This is a genomic window from Candidatus Deferrimicrobiaceae bacterium (genome assembly GCA_036504035.1).
GTDB lineage: Bacteria > Desulfobacterota > Deferrimicrobia > Deferrimicrobiales > Deferrimicrobiaceae > JANXPS01.
On the sequence record DASXVV010000013.1, the window covers coordinates 241,417 to 259,389 of the forward strand.

Consider the following 17,973-nt stretch of genomic DNA (forward strand, 5'->3'; position numbering starts at 1 on the left):
GTTCTAACTTTATTTCCGATGATTCTCGATCATCGCGATCTTTTCGACCCTTCGTTCGTGGCGGCCCCCCTCGAACGACTCGTTGAGGAAGATCTTCAGCCGTTCCAGGATCTGGGCGGACTCCATCGTTCTGGCACCAAAGACAGCCACGTTCGCATCGTTGTGAAGGCGGGCGAACCGGGCGGAAGTCTTGTCGTAAAGGAGCGCGGCGCGCACTCCGGGAATCTTGTTGGCGGCAATCATCATCCCCGTGCCGGTCCCGCAGACCAGGACCCCGAAGGCGGCGCTGCCGTCGGTGATGTGTTCCCCGACCATCTCGGCGTAATCGGGGTAATCGACCGAGGCGTCGGTCTCGGGGCCTAGATCTTCGACCGGGAACCCCTCGGCGGAAAGCGCCGCGACGATTTCTTTCTTGCTCTCGATTCCCGCATGGTCGGATGCGACCACAACCCTGGGCTTTCCGTTCGGCTCGGCCATCGCAGGACTACCCGTCGAACCTGCCGAAGAGCAGACAGGAGTTGGTCCCGCCGAACCCGAATGAATTCGAAAGGACATATTTGATTGCCTGCTGACGGGGCCCGCCGGTGACGTAATCGAGATCGCATTCGGGATCGGGCGTCGTGTAGTTCATCGTCGGGGGAATGACCCCGTCGTGAAGCGCCATGGCGGAGAAGAAGCCTTCGACAGCGCCGGCGGCCCCGAGCAGATGCCCGGTCATAGACTTCGTGGAACTGACCGCGATCTTTTTGGCCCGCTCGCCGAACACCGTCTTGATCGCCATCGATTCGAAAAGGTCGTTAAGAGGCGTGGATGTGCCGTGGGCGTTGATGTAATCGACATCCTCCGACGTGATGCCCGCGTCATCGATCGCGGCCCTCATGCAACGGGCGGCGCCTTCGCCTCCCGGCGCCGGAGAAGTGATGTGGTAAGCATCCGCCGTCGCCCCGTATCCGCACAGTTCGGCGTAGATCTTCGCTCCGCGTTTCCGGGCGTGCCCGTATTCCTCGAGGATGAGCACCGCGGAGCCCTCGCCCATGACGAAACCATCACGATCCTTGTCGAAGGGGCGGGAAGCCGTCTTCGGGTCGTCGTTCCGTGTGGAAAGCGCCTTCATGACGATGAAGCCGCCCAATCCCAGCGGGGTGATGGTGGCTTCGGTCCCGCCGGCGATGACCACGTCGCAGACTCCGCGCCGGATCGCGTTTAGCCCCTCGCCGATGGCGTGGCTGGACGCGGCGCACGCGGTCGTGGTGGCGATGTTCGGCCCTTTGGCGCCGTACTTCATCGCAATCTGTCCGGGCGCCAGGTTGGAGATCAACATCGGGATGAAGAAGGGGCTGATCTTCCTGACGCCGCCTTCGAGGTAGGCCTGATGGTATTTTTCGAGCGTCGTCAACCCACCAAGGCCGCTCCCGATGTAGACGCCTGCGCGCGGGGCGAGCGACTCGTCGATGACAAGACCCGAGTCTTCCATGGCCATCGACGCAGCCGACATGGCGTAGTGGATGAACGGGTCCATCCTCTTGCACTCTTTCTTGTCGATGAAGTCCTCGGGATTGAATCCCTTGACCTCGCCCGCGATCTTGACCGGGAAATCGGCGGTATCGAATTTCGTGATGAGATCGACGCCGGACCTTCCGGCGAGAATCCCCTCCCACGAAGACTTGACTCCGATACCGAGGGGAGTGACGGCCCCCAACCCTGTAACGACAACCTTGCGCATGGGCTCCCTTTCCTTTTGAAGAATCGAACCTCGCGGGCGCCCCGGATCGGGGTCGCCCACGAGCAGCTTCGTGTTCGTCGTTATTTTTTGTTCGCCTGGATGTAGTCGACGACGTTCTGGACGGTCTTGATCTTCTCTGCTTCCTCGTCGGGAATCTCGATGGAAAACTCTTCTTCCATCTTCATGACGAGCTCGACGATGTCGAGCGAATCCGCGCCAAGATCGTCGACGAAGGACGCCTCGGTGGTAACCTCATTGATATCCCGCTCGAGCTGTTCGGCAACGATTTCCTTGACCTTTTTTTCGATGGACATGGTGGAGCCCTCCTTCCCTGATTGGGAGTGTGATTTTACATGTAAAGGCCGCCGTTGATCCCGATCACCTGGCCGGTGACGTATGCGGCACCGGCGGACGAAAGCCAGGCGACCAGGTCGGCGACTTCTTCGGGAGCGCCGAAGCGTCCCAGCGGGATGCCGGCCAAAAACGTTTCCCGGACGGCATCGGGCAGCTTGCCGGTCATTTCAGTCGTGATGAATCCCGGCGTCACGGCGTTGACCGTGATGCCGCGAGAAGCAAGTTCGCGGGCCATGGCCTTGCTGAACCCGTTGATGCCGGCCTTGGTCGCCGCGTAGACGGATTGCCCGGAATTGCCCATCTCGCCCACCACGGAGCTTACGTTGACGATCCGGCCGCCCTTCTGCTTGATCATGATGCGCGAGACCGCCTTGGTCAAAAGGAAAGTCCCCTTGAGGTTGGTCCGGACGACCTCGTCGAAATCGGACTCGGACGAGCGCATGAGGAGGTTGTCGCGCGTGATTCCGGCGTTGTTCACCAGGATGTCGATCCGCTGGCGCAAGGCGACGATCTCCTTGACGGCGGCGTCGACCTGGGAAGCGTCGCCGACGTCGAACTTCATCGGCAGGCCGTCTCCGCCCGCGGCGCGGATCGCCGACATTGCTTCGGCCGCCGCCGCTTCGTTTCCGGCGTAGTTCACGACGACGAAAGCGCCCTCGGAGGCGAGCCGGACCGCGATCGCGCGACCGATTCCGCGCGAAGCGCCGGTGACAAGGGCCACTTTTTCTGCAAATCGCGTCATCGAATGCTCCTTCCCTTTCGTTGGGAACCGGGGACGACTCAGGCGGACAGTGCGGTGCGAACGCCTTCCATGTCGGAGGGCTTGCTGAATGCCGCGGTGACGGCTTCGCGCTCGATCCGCTTCACGAGTCCGGAAAGGACCTTCCCCGGGCCTACTTCGATGAATGCGGAAGCGCCCAAGGCGCGCATCGCGCGAACGGAGGCTTCCCATCGGACCGGAGAGGCAATCTGCCGAGCCAGAAATTCCCAAGCGGGGATACCGTCAGAATAGCATTCCCCCGTGACGTTCGCTACCACCGGAAACCGGAAAGTCCCTTGCGGCATGGCTGAAAGCTCGGGCGCGAGACGGTCGGCGGCCGGTTTCATGAGCGCACAGTGGAAAGGCGCGCTCACCGGCAGCGGAAGCGCCCGCTTGGCGCCCGCGGCCTTGCCCGCTTCGCACGCCGCTTTGACGGCATCGGCGCTTCCCGAGATGACGACCTGGTCCCCTCCGTTGAAGTTGGCGGGGGAGACGATGCCTTGGCCGGCCACCGATGCGCAGACCGCCTCGACGGCTTCGGCGGACAGCCCCATGATGGCCGCCATCGCGCCCTCCCCGACGGGGACCGCCTCCTGCATGTACCGGCCGCGCGAACGAAGCACCCGGACCGCATCGCGAAGGGAGAAGACGCCCGCGGCCACGAGTGCCGAGTATTCGCCGAGGGAATGGCCCGCAACGCACACGGGCGAGAGCGACAGCTCGGCATCGAGTACGCGGAACGCGGCAACGCTCACGGTGAAGATCGCCGGCTGGGTGTTTTCGGTCATTCGAAGCGCCTCTTCGGTCCCGGTAAAGCACAGCGCCGCAAGGTCCATCGAAAGCGCTTCGGAAGCCTCCTCGAACACAGCGCGGGCGACGGGGCTATCGTCGTAAAGTTCCTTCCCCATACCGCTGAACTGGGACGCCTGGCCTGGAAATATCAGTCCGATTCCCATGGGGCGGCCGCCTACATCCGGACCAGGGCGGAGCCCCAGGTCAGTCCGCCTCCGAACGCGGACATCAGGACGAGATCCCCCGGCTTGTATCGCTTCTGCTCATAAGCCTCTGCCAGCGCCATCGGGATGGACGCCGCCGATGTATTGCCATATTTCGCCAGGTTAACGAACACGCGCTCGGAAGGGATATGGATTCGCTTGCCGACCGACTTGATGATCCGGAGGTTGGCCTGGTGCGGGATGAAGAGCGCAACGTCTTCGATGCCGACGCCGTTTGCTTTGAGCGCCTCTTCCGACACCTCGGCCATCCGGGTAACGGCGTGCTTGTAGACGTCGTTCCCGGCCATGTTGATGACGCGCCTTGGGGCATCGTGGCCGTGGTCGGTCCCGGCTCCGACGGTGCCTCCGCCGGGGCCGTTCAGGAGCGTCCACAGGTCGCCGTCGGAATGGGTGTGCGTGCTCAGGATCCCCTCACCTTCGGGACAATCCGATAGAACCGCAGCGCCGGCGCCGTCGCCGAAGAGGATGCAGGAGTTCCGGTCGGTGTAGTCGAGGATAGAGGACATGATCTCGGCGCCGATGACCAGTGCGTTCTTCCCGCGCCCGGCACGGATCATCGCGTCGGCCATCGAGAGGGCGAAGATGAAACCGGAGCAGGCAGCCATAATATCGAAGGCGAAGGCGTTCTTCGCCTTGATCTTGCTCTGGACGTAGCACGAGGTGGACGGGAACAGCATGTCGGGCGTCAGGGTGGCGACGATAATGATGTCGATATCGTCGGGACTCAGGCCGGCGTTGGCCATCGCCCGGCGGGCAGCCTCGGCGGCAAGGTCCGAGGTCGGAGTGCCGGGAGCGGCCTTGTGGCGTTCGACCATCCCGGTGCGTTCGCGAATCCACTCGTCAGAAGTCTGGACCATTTTCTCGAAATCTTTGTTGGTCACGATTTGAGGCGGCGCATACATCCCGACGCCAACGATCTTGCTGCCCATATCTTTCCCCCCCCCGGGATAGTGCCCGCCCGCGGACCGCGATCGATCAGTTTCGGGCGGATATCCCCTCGTCGGCCTGACAGCCGTGCGAGGCGATCGAACGCGCGATCTCGACATCGACTCCACCGCGGCTGAGCGAGGCCGCCATGCGGATTCCGTTCTTGATCGCCTTTGCGTCGGAGGAACCGTGGCAGATCACCACCCCCCCGCGAACGCCGAGCAAAGGCGCTCCGCCGTATTCCGTGTAGTCGAGTTTTTTCTTGAGTTTTTTGATCGCCCCGCCGGCAAGCAGCGCGCCCAGCATGGCGGGGTAAGATTTCCGGATCTCGGCCTTGAGGAACTGCCCGAGTGCGGAGGCCATCCCCTCCATCGTCTTGAGCACGACGTTCCCGACGAAGCCGTCACAGACGAACACGTCGGCTTTGCCTGCGAAGAAATCGCGCCCTTCGACATTGCCCACGAAATTGAGGCGGCTGTTGCGAAGCTTCTCGCCGGTCTCCCGCGTCAGGTCGGTGCCCTTGCCTTCCTCTTCGCCGATGCTGACCACGCCGATACGCGGTGATGCAATGCCGAGGATCTTCCGGGCATAGGCGTCGCCCATGAACGCGAACTGCTCCAGGTGGGCGGGTTTGCAATCGACATTTGCCCCCGCGTCGATGAGCACGATGGGGCCGGAAGGGGTCGGGATGGTGGCGCTGATGGCGGGACGATCGATGCCCTCGACCTTCTTGAGGATATACAGGGCTCCCGCCATGACTGCACCCGAATTGCCGGCGCTGACGAAGGAGGAGACCTCCCCGGAAGACACCAGGTTGAGGCCGACCCGCATGGAGGAATCCTTCTTCTTGCGCATGGCGATCGCCGGCGACTCGTCCATCTCGACGATTTCGGAAGCGTGGACCACCGAGACGAGGGGATGACCGCCTCCCGCGCGCGCCAGCTCCTCCCTGATCCGGGTCTCCTGGCCGACAAGAACGATCGGGACGTTCAACTCGCGGGCGGCCATAAGTGCGCCTGACACGACTTCCCGCGGAGCGTGGTCGCCCCCCATAGCGTCGACAGCGATTTTCATCTTGAAAGCGGCAGGAGACGCTGTCGGGTCAGTCCTTGGCGATGACTTCTCGGCCATTATACGTTCCGCAGTTCTGGCAGATCATGTGGGGCCGCTTGATCTGCTTGCACTGCGGGCAGACGTTGATTGCGGGATTGGAAAGCTTCTTGTGCGTGCGCCGCTTGTCGCGCCGAGTCTTTGAACCGCGTCTTTTCGGATTAGGCATCGTACTACTCCTTTTTCGTTTTCAGGGATTCCAGCACGGAGAACACGTTTCTTCGTTCGGCGGAAGGACACGTGCACTCGCCGCGATTTCGGTTACCGCCGCATCGGGGGCAAAGCCCCTTGCAGTCTTCCTTGCAGACGATCCTGGACGGGATTCCCAGCGCTACATGCTCCCGCAGGATATCTTCCGGGTCGATCGAGACCCCGTTATGATAATTCAGTTCGAGGTCGCCCTCGTGAAGCTCGACATGCGAGTTGCCCGCCGGCTCCTCGTCGGGCGGCACCAGGAAGGCATGGAAGCGATCTTCCAGAAGAACGGAGACCGGCTCCGAGCAGATGTCGCACTGCCCTTCCCCCTTGGCCCGGTATGCCCCCTCGACGAAGACATCCTTGCCTTCGACCCGAAGATACAATTCGACGGAAACCAGCTTGCAAGACTCTAACGGGTAAGGATCGATCCCTTCAAGAACATTCGGGACCCACGCGCTCCCCCTGGAGGCGACCACGTCGAGCCCGTCCCCGGGAATTTCGGCAATTCGAATATGCACGGCTGTCCTGTCTCCAGAAGTCGAATTGAATACTATAGGCAAGGCGGCCGTTTCTGTCAATCGCAACATGGCGGGGCGTCGACTCGCGCAACATCTTGTTATATCATTGGATGATGATCCGCAATCCTGCCGTCGCCGGACAGTTTTACCCGGCGAGCGAACGCGAGCTCGACCTTGCCGTGGAATCGCTCACCGCCGACCTTCCGGGCAAAGTGCCCGCGAAGGCGGTCGTCGTCCCGCATGCCGGCTACCTGTATTCGGGCAAAGTCGCCGGCGCCCTGTTTTCCGCGATCGAAATCCCCGACCGGATCGTCGTGATGTGCCCAAACCATACCGGCGTCGGCCACCAGGCTGCCCTCTGGGGTTCCGGCGAATGGCGCATGCCCTGGGGAAACGTCCCCGTCGATGAAGAATTTTCGAGCCGCCTCCTGAAAGCCGCTCCGATCCTGGTCGACGATCCCTCCGCTCACGGGGGGGAACATGCCCTCGAGGTCGTCCTCCCCTTCGCCCACAGATTCCGGAAGACGTTCCGTTTGGTCCCGATCGTTCTCGGTCACCTTTCCCTGGCCCAATGCCGGCAGCTCGGCGAGGCGATCGCCGACACCGTTTCCGCGTCGGAATCACCGACGCTGATCGTGGCCAGCTCCGACATGTCCCACTACGTCCCCGACGAAGTCGCCCGCAGGAACGACCGCCTCGCGATCGACCGGATGCTGTCGCTCGACCCGAAAGGACTCCACGAGACCGTCCTGACCCACCGGATCTCGATGTGCGGGGTGCTCCCCGCCACGACGGCGCTGTTCGCCGCGCTTTCCCTTGGCGCAACCGAAGCCCGTCTGGTAAAATACGCGACCTCCGGCGATGCCACCGGCGACTATCGTCAGGTCGTCGGCTATGCGGGCCTTCTGTTCCGCTGATCCGTTCCCCGTCATCCCACATCTTCAACGAAAGAGGCGCAACATGTCCGACGTCGTCACCCGATTCGCTCCGAGTCCCACCGGTTACCTGCACATCGGCGGCGCGAGAACCGCCCTTTTCAACTGGCTCCACGCCCGGGAGACCGGCGGCACTTTCGTTCTCCGCATCGAGGATACCGACCAGGAGCGTTCCACTCCCGAATCCGTCCAGGCAATCTTCGACGGGATGAACTGGCTCGGGATGAATTGGGACAAGGGGCCTTTTTATCAGACGCAGCGGATGGACCTCTATAAGAAGGAAGCGGAACGTCTCCTCGCGCAGGGAAAGGCCTATCGGTGCATCTGCACCCCCGAGGAGCTCGACCAGCGTCGCGAAGCCGCGCGCGCCCGTGGCGAGAAGCCGCGATACGACGGACGCTGCCGCAATCTCTCTCCCGCCGAGTCCGAGGGGAAGAAATCGGTCATCCGGTTCAAGCTTCCCGAAGGCGGGCAGACGATCGTCCACGACTTCATTTTGGGGGACGTGTCGTTCGACAACGCCGAACTCGACGACATGATCCTCGTCCGGACCGACGGCTTCCCCACCTACAACTTCGTCGTGGTCGTCGACGATGCTTCCATGGGCGTGACGCTCGTCCTGCGCGGGAACGACCACCTCAACAATACTCCCAAGCAGATCCTCCTTTATGAGGCGCTCGGGTATTCGATGCCCCGCTTCGGCCACGTCCCGATGATCCTTGGCAAGGACGGCACCAAGCTGTCCAAGCGGCACGGGGCGATGTCGGTCATGGCCTACCAGGAGATGGGCTATCTGCCCGAGGCAATGGTCAACTACCTTGTCCGCCTCGGATGGTCGCATGGCGACCAGGAGATCTTCTCCGTCGAGGAGCTGAAGCAGGTATTCTCGCTCGACCACATCGGCAAGTCGGCCGGCAAGTTCGACCCCGACAAGCTGCTCCACTTGAACGCCCACTACATCAAGAGCGGCGACCCGGCACGGATCGCGGCGCTCCTGGTCCCCTTCCTCGCGAAGGTCGGCATCTCGACCGAGGCGTCCCCCCGGCTCGAAGCCATCGTCAAGACGCTCCAGGAACGGGCGAAGACACTGGTCGAGATGGCGGAATCGGCGGTCTTCTTTTTCCGTGAAAAGGAAATCGACCCCGCCGCAGCCAGGAAAGTCCTTACCCCCGAGGCGCTCGCCCTGCTCGATGAAGTGGTCGCCGCGCTCTCCGGGTCGGCGTCCTTTTCCCACGAGGCGCTGGAAGCGGCGGTCGCCCCCCTTGTCGTCAAGGCCGACGGCAAGCTCGGGAAAATCGCGCAGCCGATCCGGGTCGCACTTACGGGCGGCACCGTCTCCCCCGGCGTATTCGAGATCATGGAAGTACTGGGAAAAGAAGAGGTGATCCGGAGACTTTCGAGCGCGCGGAGCCGGATTCCCGCTTGACTCCCACCGTCCCTGCGGGTAAAATTTTCGTTCTCGTTGGGGAATGGTGAAATGGAATCACACGTGGCTCTGACCCACGTATTCCAGGTTCGAACCCTGGTTCCCCAGCCAATGCGGTCCCATCGTCTAGTGGCCCAGGACGCCGCCCTCTCACGGCGGAGACGGGGATTCGAACTCCCCTGGGACCGCCACTAAAAAATAAAAGCCCCTCGCGCGAGCGGGGGGCTTTTTCGTATCCGCCGATCCCGGCAGGGTTAGAAGGAAGCCTGCCGATCAGCGCGGGCCCATTCTTTGGAGCTGATCTTCGGCTTTCCGCGCGACCGCCTCGCGGCCGGCACGAATTGCCTCGTCCCGTAACGCAATCAGCAACTCGCGATCCTCCGGTGCAAGGGTCGCCGCACGCTCAAGGATCGAAAGCCCTGAATCGATATCGCCTTTCCGAATACGGAGCGATCCCGCTGCCAGCATGGCGTTCGTGTCGTCGGGCCTCCATGCAAGCACCTGCTCGTAAATACGAAGCGAGGCCGCTTCGTTGCCGAGTCGTCCGTATGCCGCCCCCAGGTTGTACCAACTCTTGACGTAGTCCGGTTCCAGGCGAATCGATTCCTCCAGCAGAGGGATCGCTTCGGTGATGTGACCATCCTTGATCCGTTCCACGGCAAGCGCCGTCCGGGCACGCGCGTGACGCGGATTTGTCCTGATCGCCATCAGGAACGATTTCTCTGCCCCCCCACGATTTCCGTCCAGGAGATCCAGGTTCCCCAGGTTGTACCACCCGTCCCCCGGATCGCTTTCGATGAGACGTTCAAAGAGCGCTCTGGAATTTTTCCAGTGGGCCAGTTGCGCCCGTGCAGCGAGCCCGAGCGCAACGACGACGCCGGCGATCAGGATCCCCATGGCGATCCTTACGGAGCGACGTCGACATTTAAGGAAGAGATCGCAGAAAAGAAAAGAGAATGCGATATAAAGCCCGATGAATGGCAAGTAGGCATAACGGTCCGCCATCGCCTGTCGGCCGACTTGCACGATGCCGACCATCGGAACCATCATCCCCAGAAACCAGAACCATCCGACGGGGAGATAAGGTCGGCTCCGGCCGACCATGATGATGGCAACCGTCAGGGCGATGAGGATCATCGCGCTGCCCGCGACCTTCCATGCCGGAATCGACAGGGGCAACACATAAAGCGCGGCAAGATGCGTCGGCCAGACTGCCTTTCCGATATACGCCACGTAGGAGACGACGGCGTTCGACAGCCGAAGGGAAACGGGAATGTCCCCGAGCTCGCTCACCGCCCCTCCGGCTCTTTGGGCCGCAATCGTGACGACCGAGAGGATGATGGAGAGCGCCAGGAGCGGCAGTTTCTCGATGATGGCCCATCGCCATCGCACCCGAGAAAATGCCGTCAAGGTCGTAGGAGGGCTCCCTGTCTCCGCTACAAGCAAGGGCGCCATGACGCCCCCCAATGGCCAGATATCGAGCAGGAGCAATACGAACGGGATCGTGACGAGCGTCGCCTTCGACAATAGACCTGCGACGAATGCAAGTACGACGAGAATATACCGGCCGGCTTTTCGAGTTCGTGCATACCAGACATAGGCAAGCAGCGTGAGCATGGCGAACAAACCTGACAGGACGTCTTTTCTTTCGGAAACCCAGGCAACCGATTCCACATGCATCGGGTGGAGGGCAAAAAAGACGGCAACGAGCACGGAGGACACGGCGGCGCCTGTTGATGAATACAGGAAAATGAAGAGGAGCGCGGCATTTGCGGCATGAAACGCGACGTTCACGATGTGATGCCCACCGGCGGACAATGGCGCCGCGCCGAAGAGTGAAACATCGACCATATGCGAAATCCAGGTCAGTGGATGCCAGTTTGCGAAACGAAACTCCGTGAAAGCGCGGATGAAACCATCGCGAGTCAGCCCCCGCAACACCAATTCGTTCGCAGTAACGTATCCCGGGTCGTCAAATGTGACAAATGCGAACCCTCCGATCGGCGCGTAGACTGCGACAGCAAGCATGATCGGCACGAGCGCAAGGAATAACCGGGAGACAGGGGGAATCTTCCGCATGTCTCGATGATACCATCCCCCAACCCGGGAACTTTCCGGACCCGAACAAAAAAGCGACGCCCCGGAAACAGCCCGGGGCATCGCTTTGGTGCCGGCGGTATCGCTCCGCTTCCGGAGCGGGTCTCGTTATGTGGCCGTTAACGAATCCGGTTCGCGTTCCATGCCGGCGCCTCGACGAAGCCGAGCAGGACTCCGAGGCCGCGCGAGAATTCACCCAGGAAAGAAGGCGTCGCAACGGGGAAAGCCGCTGTCTTTTTGGCCTCCGACTTTTCGGCGCCGGTCTTGAGCGTCGTCGTCAGCGCGGCGCCTGCCAGCAGCAGGACGCCAGCCAGCATGAACGACTTGCTCATGCCGCCCGGCTGGGCGTTGAGCGTCTCGGACACCTTGCCCATGACGAAACCCCCGACGCCCCAGGCCGTGAAAAGCGCACCGTAGTTCATGCCGTAGTTCTTGAATCCCCAATAGTCCTTGCTGAAGGTCGGGAACAGGGCCAGATTCGAACCGTAGTTGAAGCCGATGAAGGTGGCGAGCAGGACGAGCAGCGCCGCGCTGCCGGTGTTGATGACGGTGAGCGCCCCGAACATCATGACGGCCTGGAAGCAGAGCATCAGGATGAGCGTCGCCTTTCGGCCGATCTTGTCGGAAAGGATGCCCGCAGTCACGCGGCCGCCCGCGTTGCCGATCGCCATGATCGCGACCGCGATGAAGGCCATGGAGCCGAGGCTCTTCTTCGCCAGGCCGGCAACGCTTCCGATGACCATGAGGCCGGCGCCCGCTCCTATGAAGTAGGCGATCCACAAAAGGTAGAAGCGTGGGTCGCGGAGCATCTCGCCGACCGTCGCGTCGTTGCCCGACTTCTTGGCCGCAACTTTCGCCGGGTCGACCTTCGCGGTCTCGACGGGGACGTAGCCCGCGGGCGGGTTGACGAGCAGGAAGGACAGGCCGCACGCGATCACGGCGAAGGCCGCCGCCAGGAACAGCATCGCCTGCTGAACGCCGTAGGCGCCGATCAGGTAGCTGGACAGCGGAGCGATGTAGACGGGGGCAACGCCGAAGCCGGCGACGACGAGCCCGGCGATCAGGCCGGTCTTGGAGGCGGGGAACCACTTGAGCGCGGGCGGCGTCGCAGCCGAGTAGCCGAAGCCGAAACCGGCGCCGGCGAGCACGCCAAAGCCGACGACCCACGCCGCGTAGGCGGGCGAGAACGCCATCAGGCTGAAGCCGGCGCCCACCAGGATGCCGCCGATCAGCGCGGTGCGGGCCGGCCCGATCTTGTCCTGGCACTTGCCGGCCAGGATCATCGCAAAGGCGAAAGTGAGGCAGCAAACGGCGTACGGATCGTTGATCGACGCGTGATCCCAGGTAAACGCCCCCGGGCCGCCCTTTTCGATCGACGCCTTGATCGCGCCCTTGAAGATGCTCCAGGCATAGAGGACGCCCAGCGCCAGGTTGATCCCCAGGCCGGCCATCGTGACCTGCCACCCTCTATTCTTGATCGTCTGTTCCATGATCGCGACTCCTCGGTAATTTTGGGTTCTAGCGATTGGCCGGTTGGCCTTCGTGGAACGTCACCGGCATCTCGATCAAGGCGTCCGCCTGCTTCTTGACGGGCCCGTTCATGCGCATCGCGGCGGAAAATTCCATCCAGAAGATCAGGTAGATCGAGATCATGAGCGACAGCCCGATGTTCTGGTTCTCAGGTCCAAGCGCCTTGGTCAGGACCGGGGAGAGGAAACCGGCGCCCAGCGTGCCGGTCACGCGTTCCAGGACATAGAAGAAGACCAGGGTCGCGGCGGTGCCGCCGAACATGATGGCGAGCCCCCTCCCGCGCTTGACCCAGTATTTCGGGGAGAAGCCGAACATCCGCATGAAGATGACGACCCAGATGATCCACACGGAGTAATCGACGGCCGCGTCGGGGAGCGCCAGCTTGTTCTTGACCAGGACGATCTCGAGGACGGTCACGACGGCGAGCAGGATGAACATCCACGAGAACTTCTCGTCGGCCTGCGACCGCCAGGTCCGGCTGTCGGGCGGCGCGATCTCCTTTACGGAATGGGAATGCGTCCCCAGCGACATGAACAGGATGGCGAACCAGATGCCCGCGTTGTGGAACAGCAGCGAGGCGTGGTTGCCCGCGATGTTGGCGATGCGCGCCATCGGGTCGCGAATGAAGTCGGCGGCGATCCGCATGAGGAACAGGTTGACGAGGATGGAGCAGACGGCGACGACCAGGACGGTGAAGATCCGCTTCGGGAGCAGATAGGCGTCGATCCGGTCCGGGAAGCCGAGGATGAAGGCAAACCAGATGAGGAACATGATAAAGGGAATCCCGAAGCAGATGCCGTAGGTGGTATTGCCTGCGAAATCGCCGGCCTGTGCGTAGATCACGAACTTTTCCTTGACGAGGGGATCGGTGTTGGCCGCCTTGACGACGTCCTTTGCGACGGTCTTGACGTGCGGCAAGAGCCCCATCGTGCCCCAGCCGTGATCGCCCTGAGTCGTGTCGAGCACCCAGTACCGGTCGCCCATGGTGGCATCGAGCCCCTGGAAGAACTTCATCGAATAGGTCGCGCAGAGAGCCACGACCACCAACAGCAGGATTGCGTTCTTGATGCTCATCGGCTTGGTCATGGCGCTATTCCTTGTGGGTGGTCCAGAACATGGAAACCGCGTTGGCTGCGAAAATGCCATAGAGCCACATGGTGTTCCAGGCCGGGCCGGACCAATGGCTTCCCTTGCCGGCGCCGACGACGCCAGAGGCGATGACCATGCCGATGATCGCGGTGAACGATACCGTCGTCACGGCGCGAAGGATCTGGTTGTTCCGCCAGGTGTGGCGTTCCATCTCCTCGATCCGCTCGACGACCGACTCGTTGTACTGCTGGCGCCACTGCTCGATCAGGAGCTGGGTATCCTCGAGCGAATAAGAGACCTTTTCATCGGGCTTTGCCACCTTGAGGTTGTTCTTGCGCGCATCTTCCGCCCCGATCTCCTCAACCTGCTGAAGCTTTTCGGCGGTCGCTTTCATGTCCCGGATGCTCATGTCTTTTCTCCTTTGCTATCGGTCAAGTCTGGTTGCGGTCTTCAAGCAGATGCGGCTGTCTTCGTTTCCGACGGGAATCGATCGGCCAGTTCCTGGTATTTCGGGCAATCGGCAAAACGGCTGCTGCAGTACCGGATGATCAGGTTCACGTCGTGGGGGAAGATGTACCCGCACCCGACGTCGCAGTAGTCTTCGTTCTTGCCGTAATAGGGACAGACCGGTTGTTGTTCGTTCATGGGTTGGACTTCACCCTTTTGCGAAATGGTTACGGCAGTTGATTGAGCAACAGGCATGCCATGACTGAATGCAGATGCGGAACCCTGTGTTTCCGGGAGGTTATGCTGAAAGGGGATTCAATGAATGAGGTGGGACGAGGAATTGATTCGCGCGGGCGCAAAATTCCGAACCCGTGTTTCGCAGAAATGCAAAAACGAAATATGAATCTATCTTTGTGCGTCGTCCTCCCGGCGGATGCCGTATTTCTTGATCTTGCGATAGATCGTCGCCATGTTCATGCCGGCTTCGCGCGCGGCGGCTTCGACGTTCCAACGATGCTTCTTCAGCAAGCCCCTCAGGTAATCCGTCTCGAAGCGGGAAAGCGCCTGCGCATATTCGCCATCTTCCGATGCCTGTTCCGGGGACTCTTCCTGCCCGATCACCGGCAATTCAATGAATTGCGCCAGGACCGGGAGTTCGATGTAGTCGGAATCCTCCATGGCAATGCACGCCTCGATCACGTTCCGCAGTTCGCGGATATTCCCGGGCCATGCGTACCCCAGGGCATGTTCCATGGCTTCCGGCGAAAGCCCGCGGATCGAGGTGCCGAATTTTCGGTTCTGCAACGCGATGAAATGGGCGGCCAGAAGCGGGATGTCCGCCTTCCGTTCCCGGAGCGGCGGCAAGTGGATGTTGAGCACGTTAAGCCGATAGTAAAGGTCCTCCCGGAATGCTCCGCTCTTGACCGAGGCCTTCAGGTCCGAATTCGTGGCGGAAATAATCCGGACGTCGACCCGCGTCGGCTTGGTATCGCCCAGCCGGGTGAATTCCTGCTCCTGCAGGAATCGAAGCAGCGTCTTCTGGACGTTCATCGGCAGGTTGCCCGCCTCGTCGAGGAAAAGCGTCCCGCCGTCCGCCGCCTCAAGCAGCCCCTGACGGTTTTCGGCGGCGCCGGTAAACGCCCCCTTCTTGTAGCCGAACAACTCGGATTCCAGGATCGATTCGGGCAACGCCCCGCAGTTGATCGCGATGAATTTCCGGTCCTTGCGGGGAGAGTTGTAGTGGATCGCCTGCGCGATCAATTCCTTGCCCGTCCCGGATTCGCCCGTCACGAGCACGGAGGTGTCGCGGCCTGCAATCTTCTCGACGCGCTCGAGCACCCCCTTGAGTCCATCGGAAGCGCCGATGATGTTGCCGAAGTGGAACTTGCCGACGAGCTCTTCCCGCAATTCGCGGTTCTCTTCGACCAGCTCGGTATGCTTGAGCGCATTCTTGACCCGGTAGAGAAGCTCTTCGGGCTCGAACGGCTTGGTGAGCATGTCGTAGGCGCCCCGACGCAGCGCCTGGATCGACATCTCGACGGTCGCGTAGGCTGTGACCATGATGACGGGAATGGACGGTTCTTTCGCCTTGACCCGCTGCAGCACCTCAAGGCCATCCATGCCGGGCATCTTGATGTCGGTGACCACGAGATCCCACTGGCCCCGCTCGAACGCCTCGACGGCCTCGAACGAACGGGTGAAGGTCTTCGCAAAATATCCGTTGTCGAGCAGGACCGCCTCCATCATGAGGCAGAGGCCCTCCTCGTTGTCGATCAGCATCACCCGTTTATTCTGCGTCAATACCGCTCCCCGCTATTGAAAGTCTTCAGGCCGGACCGGCAGCCGGATCTTTACGGTGGTGCCTTCCCCGACCTTGCTCTCGATCGTGATCCGTCCATGGTGCTGCTCGACGATTTGCCGCGTGATGGGAAGCCCCAACCCCGTACCGCTCGTCTTGGTCGTGAAAAAGGGCTCGAACATCTTATCGAGATTTTCGGCGGGAATCCCGACCCCGTTGTCCACGAACAGGATGTTGACGTATCCCTCTTCGTCCAGATACGTCTTCACGACCAGCTTCCCCCCCGCCGGCAGTGCGGCCCCGGCATTCAGGATGAGGTTGATCGCCACCTGCCGCAACTGGTCGCCGTCCGCCATGATCGTCGGGAGGCCGGGCGCGAACTCCTTCACGACCTTCGCGTGGTGCATGTCGGTATGGTTGGACGCGAAGTCGACGATCTGGTCGAGCAGGTCGTTGATGTCGACTTCCTCGGGGGCGGGCTTGGGCGTTCGCGCAAAGCTGAGCAGGTTCTGGACGATCTTCTTGCAGCGCTTGCTCTCCCGCTTGATCTCGCTGATGTATCTGTAATTGGGGTCGTCGGGCGAAAGTTTCCCCTCGATGTGGCTGGCGAATCCGAGGATGACCCCGAGCGGGTTGTTGATCTCGTGCGCCACCCCGGAGGAGAGAACGCCGAGCGACGCCATCTTCCCCTGCTGCGCGAGGTTCGCCTCCATCTCGCGATTCTGGCGGATGATGGCCGTCATCCGGTTGAAGGCCGACGCGAGCTCGCCCAGTTCGTCGTTGGTGTCGACATTCATCCGTTCCTCGAGCCTTCCCTGCTTGACCTTGCGAATGACATCCATCATGTGTCGTATGGGATCCGTGAACACCTTCGACGCGTAATTGACCAGGAAGGCGGAGACGAGCGCCGAGAGGATCACCAGCAGGACCATGGTTCCGAGGATCCGCCCGGAAATCTTGTTCGCCTCCCGGTAGAACTCGTCCTCGTAGGAGCCGACCGCCACGATCCAGCCCCAGGGCTCGAAATATTCGTAGCGGACGATCTTCATGCGCGGCTTGCGGTCGCTGATGTTCTTCCATGGATAGCGGATCCACCCGCTTTTTTTCGTGCACATCTCCCGGATGAACTCGTTCCCGTCGAGGTCTCTGGACCGGTAGATATTCTGGCCTTCCGCGTTCGGGTGGACGACCAGGTCCCCCTTCGTGTTCATACAATAGATGTAACCGGTGTCGCCGACTTTCTTCTTTTTGATCTTTTCCCGGAGCTCCTCGAATGAACGTCGTTCGAAGGCCGCGTCCTCGTAAGTCTCTTCGACGTATCCGCCCGCCGCGATGATCCAGTCCCATTCCCGGAAATAGGTGTAGGCGACCACCTTTTTCCGCGGGAACTTGTCGCCCAGCATGGCGTTCCGCCAGGGATAGGTGGTGTAGAGGATCTCCCCGGGCTTCGAAAGCAGCGCCTTCTCGCACATCTCGCGGATGAAGTGGCGGCCGTTTTCGTCTTTCTCGTTGATGACGTTCTGCCCTTCCCGGGCGATATGCGCCACGAGCTTTCCCTTGCTGGTCATGGCATAGATGTAACCGGATTCGCCGACGTTGACCCGGGTCAACGCTTTCCGCGCCTCTTCCCTGGCGGCGGCCGGGCTTACCTGACCACTCCGTGACTGGTTCTCCTCGGCCTGGACCAGGTTTCGCGAGAGGTTGACAAGAGTGGCGAGCTCCTTGTTGAAGCTGCCCTGCTTGTCCTGCTTGTAGACCTGGAACTGCTGGTAATGGGAATTGATCAGGTCGAGGGTGAAGCTGGCCATGTGCTGCAGGTCGTCCTTGCTCGTCTGGGTGATCCCCAGGTTTGCCTGCTGGGTCGCGATGCTGCCGACGACGCCGCCAACCACAAGGATGGGGATGATCACCAGCGGCATGACCATGGCCATCATCTTCCAGCGTAATTTCAGGTTGGTCACGAAACCGGACAGTGGCCTGTGCATACTGAAACCATGGTTGAAGCGGGGTATCCTGTCAAGACCCATCGGATGACTGCGGGCGGC

Annotated in this window: 18 protein-coding genes and 2 tRNA genes; 4 read left to right on the plus strand and 16 right to left on the minus strand. The window is 61.5% G+C overall.

Features of this window, described 5'->3' with window-relative positions; translation table 11 throughout:
• Window positions 1-9: 9 nt before the first annotated feature.
• The 9 genes from rpiB to VGK27_12295 all read right to left on the minus strand — a co-directional run bounded on the left by rpiB (window position 10) and on the right by VGK27_12295 (window position 6,606).
• A complete protein-coding gene (gene rpiB, locus VGK27_12255) occupies window positions 10-477 on the minus strand; it encodes a ribose 5-phosphate isomerase B (protein ID HEY3490877.1) in 468 nt (155 codons plus the stop codon).
• Window positions 478-484: 7 nt separating this feature from the next.
• Window positions 485-1,723 (minus strand): beta-ketoacyl-ACP synthase II, encoded by a 1,239-nt coding sequence (fabF, locus tag VGK27_12260; protein HEY3490878.1) that lies wholly within the window; start codon window positions 1,721-1,723, stop codon window positions 485-487.
• An 80-nt stretch (window positions 1,724-1,803) separates the two neighbouring features.
• Window positions 1,804-2,037 (minus strand): acyl carrier protein, encoded by a 234-nt coding sequence (gene acpP, locus VGK27_12265; GenBank protein HEY3490879.1) that lies wholly within the window; start codon window positions 2,035-2,037, stop codon window positions 1,804-1,806.
• Window positions 2,038-2,072: 35 nt separating this feature from the next.
• On the minus strand, window positions 2,073-2,819 hold the full coding sequence (fabG, locus tag VGK27_12270) for a 3-oxoacyl-[acyl-carrier-protein] reductase (protein HEY3490880.1): 747 nt from the start codon (window positions 2,817-2,819) through the stop codon (window positions 2,073-2,075).
• Between the two features lie 38 nt (window positions 2,820-2,857).
• Window positions 2,858-3,793: an ACP S-malonyltransferase gene (fabD, locus tag VGK27_12275; protein ID HEY3490881.1), complete on the minus strand. Its 936-nt coding sequence runs from the start codon at window positions 3,791-3,793 to the stop codon at window positions 2,858-2,860.
• An 11-nt stretch (window positions 3,794-3,804) separates the two neighbouring features.
• Complete coding sequence (locus VGK27_12280) at window positions 3,805-4,782, minus strand: beta-ketoacyl-ACP synthase III (protein HEY3490882.1); 978 nt, start codon at window positions 4,780-4,782, stop codon at window positions 3,805-3,807.
• Between the two features lie 46 nt (window positions 4,783-4,828).
• Window positions 4,829-5,911 carry a phosphate acyltransferase PlsX gene (gene plsX, locus VGK27_12285; protein HEY3490883.1) on the minus strand — a complete coding sequence of 361 codons (1,083 nt, stop codon included), beginning with the start codon at window positions 5,909-5,911 and terminating at the stop codon, window positions 4,829-4,831.
• Window positions 5,883-6,059, minus strand: a complete 177-nt coding sequence (rpmF, locus tag VGK27_12290) for a 50S ribosomal protein L32 (GenBank protein HEY3490884.1) — start codon at window positions 6,057-6,059, stop codon at window positions 5,883-5,885. Before rpmF ends, plsX begins: the two co-directional genes overlap by 29 nt.
• 4 nt (window positions 6,060-6,063) lie before the next feature.
• Window positions 6,064-6,606, minus strand: coding sequence for a DUF177 domain-containing protein (locus VGK27_12295; protein HEY3490885.1), 543 nt, complete (start codon window positions 6,604-6,606; stop codon window positions 6,064-6,066).
• A gap of 110 nt (window positions 6,607-6,716) precedes the next feature.
• Here VGK27_12295 and amrB point away from each other — a divergent pair, with 110 nt between their 5' ends.
• The 4 genes from amrB to VGK27_12315 all read left to right on the plus strand — a co-directional run bounded on the left by amrB (window position 6,717) and on the right by VGK27_12315 (window position 9,158).
• The gene (gene amrB / locus VGK27_12300; GenBank protein ID HEY3490886.1) at window positions 6,717-7,523 is read left to right on the plus strand and encodes an AmmeMemoRadiSam system protein B; all 807 of its coding nucleotides are present in this window, start codon (window positions 6,717-6,719) and stop codon (window positions 7,521-7,523) included.
• A gap of 43 nt (window positions 7,524-7,566) precedes the next feature.
• A complete protein-coding gene (gene gltX / locus VGK27_12305) occupies window positions 7,567-8,967 on the plus strand; it encodes a glutamate--tRNA ligase (GenBank protein HEY3490887.1) in 1,401 nt (466 codons plus the stop codon).
• 37 nt (window positions 8,968-9,004) lie between these two features.
• A tRNA-Gln gene (locus tag VGK27_12310) sits at window positions 9,005-9,078 on the plus strand.
• Between the two features lie 4 nt (window positions 9,079-9,082).
• Window positions 9,083-9,158, plus strand: a tRNA-Glu gene (locus VGK27_12315).
• 82 nt (window positions 9,159-9,240) lie between these two features.
• Here VGK27_12315 and VGK27_12320 read toward each other — a convergent pair.
• The 7 genes from VGK27_12320 to VGK27_12350 all read right to left on the minus strand — a co-directional run bounded on the left by VGK27_12320 (window position 9,241) and on the right by VGK27_12350 (window position 17,913).
• Entirely contained in the window at window positions 9,241-10,818 is a 1,578-nt protein-coding gene (locus VGK27_12320; protein HEY3490888.1) for a tetratricopeptide repeat protein, read from the minus strand.
• A 365-nt stretch (window positions 10,819-11,183) separates the two neighbouring features.
• On the minus strand, window positions 11,184-12,554 hold the full coding sequence (locus VGK27_12325) for an OFA family MFS transporter (protein ID HEY3490889.1): 1,371 nt from the start codon (window positions 12,552-12,554) through the stop codon (window positions 11,184-11,186).
• A gap of 28 nt (window positions 12,555-12,582) precedes the next feature.
• Entirely contained in the window at window positions 12,583-13,680 is a 1,098-nt protein-coding gene (locus VGK27_12330; protein HEY3490890.1) for a hypothetical protein, read from the minus strand.
• Window positions 13,681-13,684: 4 nt separating this feature from the next.
• Window positions 13,685-14,092, minus strand: coding sequence for a hypothetical protein (locus VGK27_12335; protein HEY3490891.1), 408 nt, complete (start codon window positions 14,090-14,092; stop codon window positions 13,685-13,687).
• A gap of 41 nt (window positions 14,093-14,133) precedes the next feature.
• Window positions 14,134-14,328, minus strand: a complete 195-nt coding sequence (locus VGK27_12340; protein HEY3490892.1) for a hypothetical protein — start codon at window positions 14,326-14,328, stop codon at window positions 14,134-14,136.
• 207 nt (window positions 14,329-14,535) lie between these two features.
• A complete protein-coding gene (locus tag VGK27_12345) occupies window positions 14,536-15,930 on the minus strand; it encodes a sigma-54 dependent transcriptional regulator (protein HEY3490893.1) in 1,395 nt (464 codons plus the stop codon).
• A gap of 12 nt (window positions 15,931-15,942) precedes the next feature.
• A complete protein-coding gene (locus VGK27_12350) occupies window positions 15,943-17,913 on the minus strand; it encodes a cache domain-containing protein (protein HEY3490894.1) in 1,971 nt (656 codons plus the stop codon).
• Between the last annotated feature and the right edge of the window lie 60 nt (window positions 17,914-17,973).

What these genes read in the sequence shown, in the direction of transcription:
- rpiB (HEY3490877.1), bottom strand. Translation starts at nt 477, where the DNA reads ATGGCCGAGCCGAACGGAAAGCCCAGGGTTGTGGTCGCATCCGACCAT.
- fabF (HEY3490878.1), bottom strand. Translation starts at nt 1,723, where the DNA reads ATGCGCAAGGTTGTCGTTACAGGGTTGGGGGCCGTCACTCCCCTCGGT.
- acpP (HEY3490879.1), bottom strand. Translation starts at nt 2,037, where the DNA reads ATGTCCATCGAAAAAAAGGTCAAGGAAATCGTTGCCGAACAGCTCGAG.
- fabG (HEY3490880.1), bottom strand. Translation starts at nt 2,819, where the DNA reads ATGACGCGATTTGCAGAAAAAGTGGCCCTTGTCACCGGCGCTTCGCGC.
- fabD (HEY3490881.1), bottom strand. Translation starts at nt 3,793, where the DNA reads ATGGGAATCGGACTGATATTTCCAGGCCAGGCGTCCCAGTTCAGCGGT.
- VGK27_12280 (HEY3490882.1), bottom strand. Translation starts at nt 4,782, where the DNA reads ATGGGCAGCAAGATCGTTGGCGTCGGGATGTATGCGCCGCCTCAAATC.
- plsX (HEY3490883.1), bottom strand. Translation starts at nt 5,911, where the DNA reads ATGGCCGAGAAGTCATCGCCAAGGACTGACCCGACAGCGTCTCCTGCC.
- rpmF (HEY3490884.1), bottom strand. Translation starts at nt 6,059, where the DNA reads ATGCCTAATCCGAAAAGACGCGGTTCAAAGACTCGGCGCGACAAGCGG.
- amrB (HEY3490886.1), top strand. Translation starts at nt 6,717, where the DNA reads ATGATGATCCGCAATCCTGCCGTCGCCGGACAGTTTTACCCGGCGAGC.
- gltX (HEY3490887.1), top strand. Translation starts at nt 7,567, where the DNA reads ATGTCCGACGTCGTCACCCGATTCGCTCCGAGTCCCACCGGTTACCTG.
- VGK27_12320 (HEY3490888.1), bottom strand. Translation starts at nt 10,818, where the DNA reads ATGGTCGATGTTTCACTCTTCGGCGCGGCGCCATTGTCCGCCGGTGGG.
- VGK27_12325 (HEY3490889.1), bottom strand. Translation starts at nt 12,554, where the DNA reads ATGGAACAGACGATCAAGAATAGAGGGTGGCAGGTCACGATGGCCGGC.
- VGK27_12330 (HEY3490890.1), bottom strand. Translation starts at nt 13,680, where the DNA reads ATGACCAAGCCGATGAGCATCAAGAACGCAATCCTGCTGTTGGTGGTC.
- VGK27_12335 (HEY3490891.1), bottom strand. Translation starts at nt 14,092, where the DNA reads ATGAGCATCCGGGACATGAAAGCGACCGCCGAAAAGCTTCAGCAGGTT.
- VGK27_12340 (HEY3490892.1), bottom strand. Translation starts at nt 14,328, where the DNA reads ATGAACGAACAACAACCGGTCTGTCCCTATTACGGCAAGAACGAAGAC.
- VGK27_12350 (HEY3490894.1), bottom strand. Translation starts at nt 17,913, where the DNA reads ATGCACAGGCCACTGTCCGGTTTCGTGACCAACCTGAAATTACGCTGG.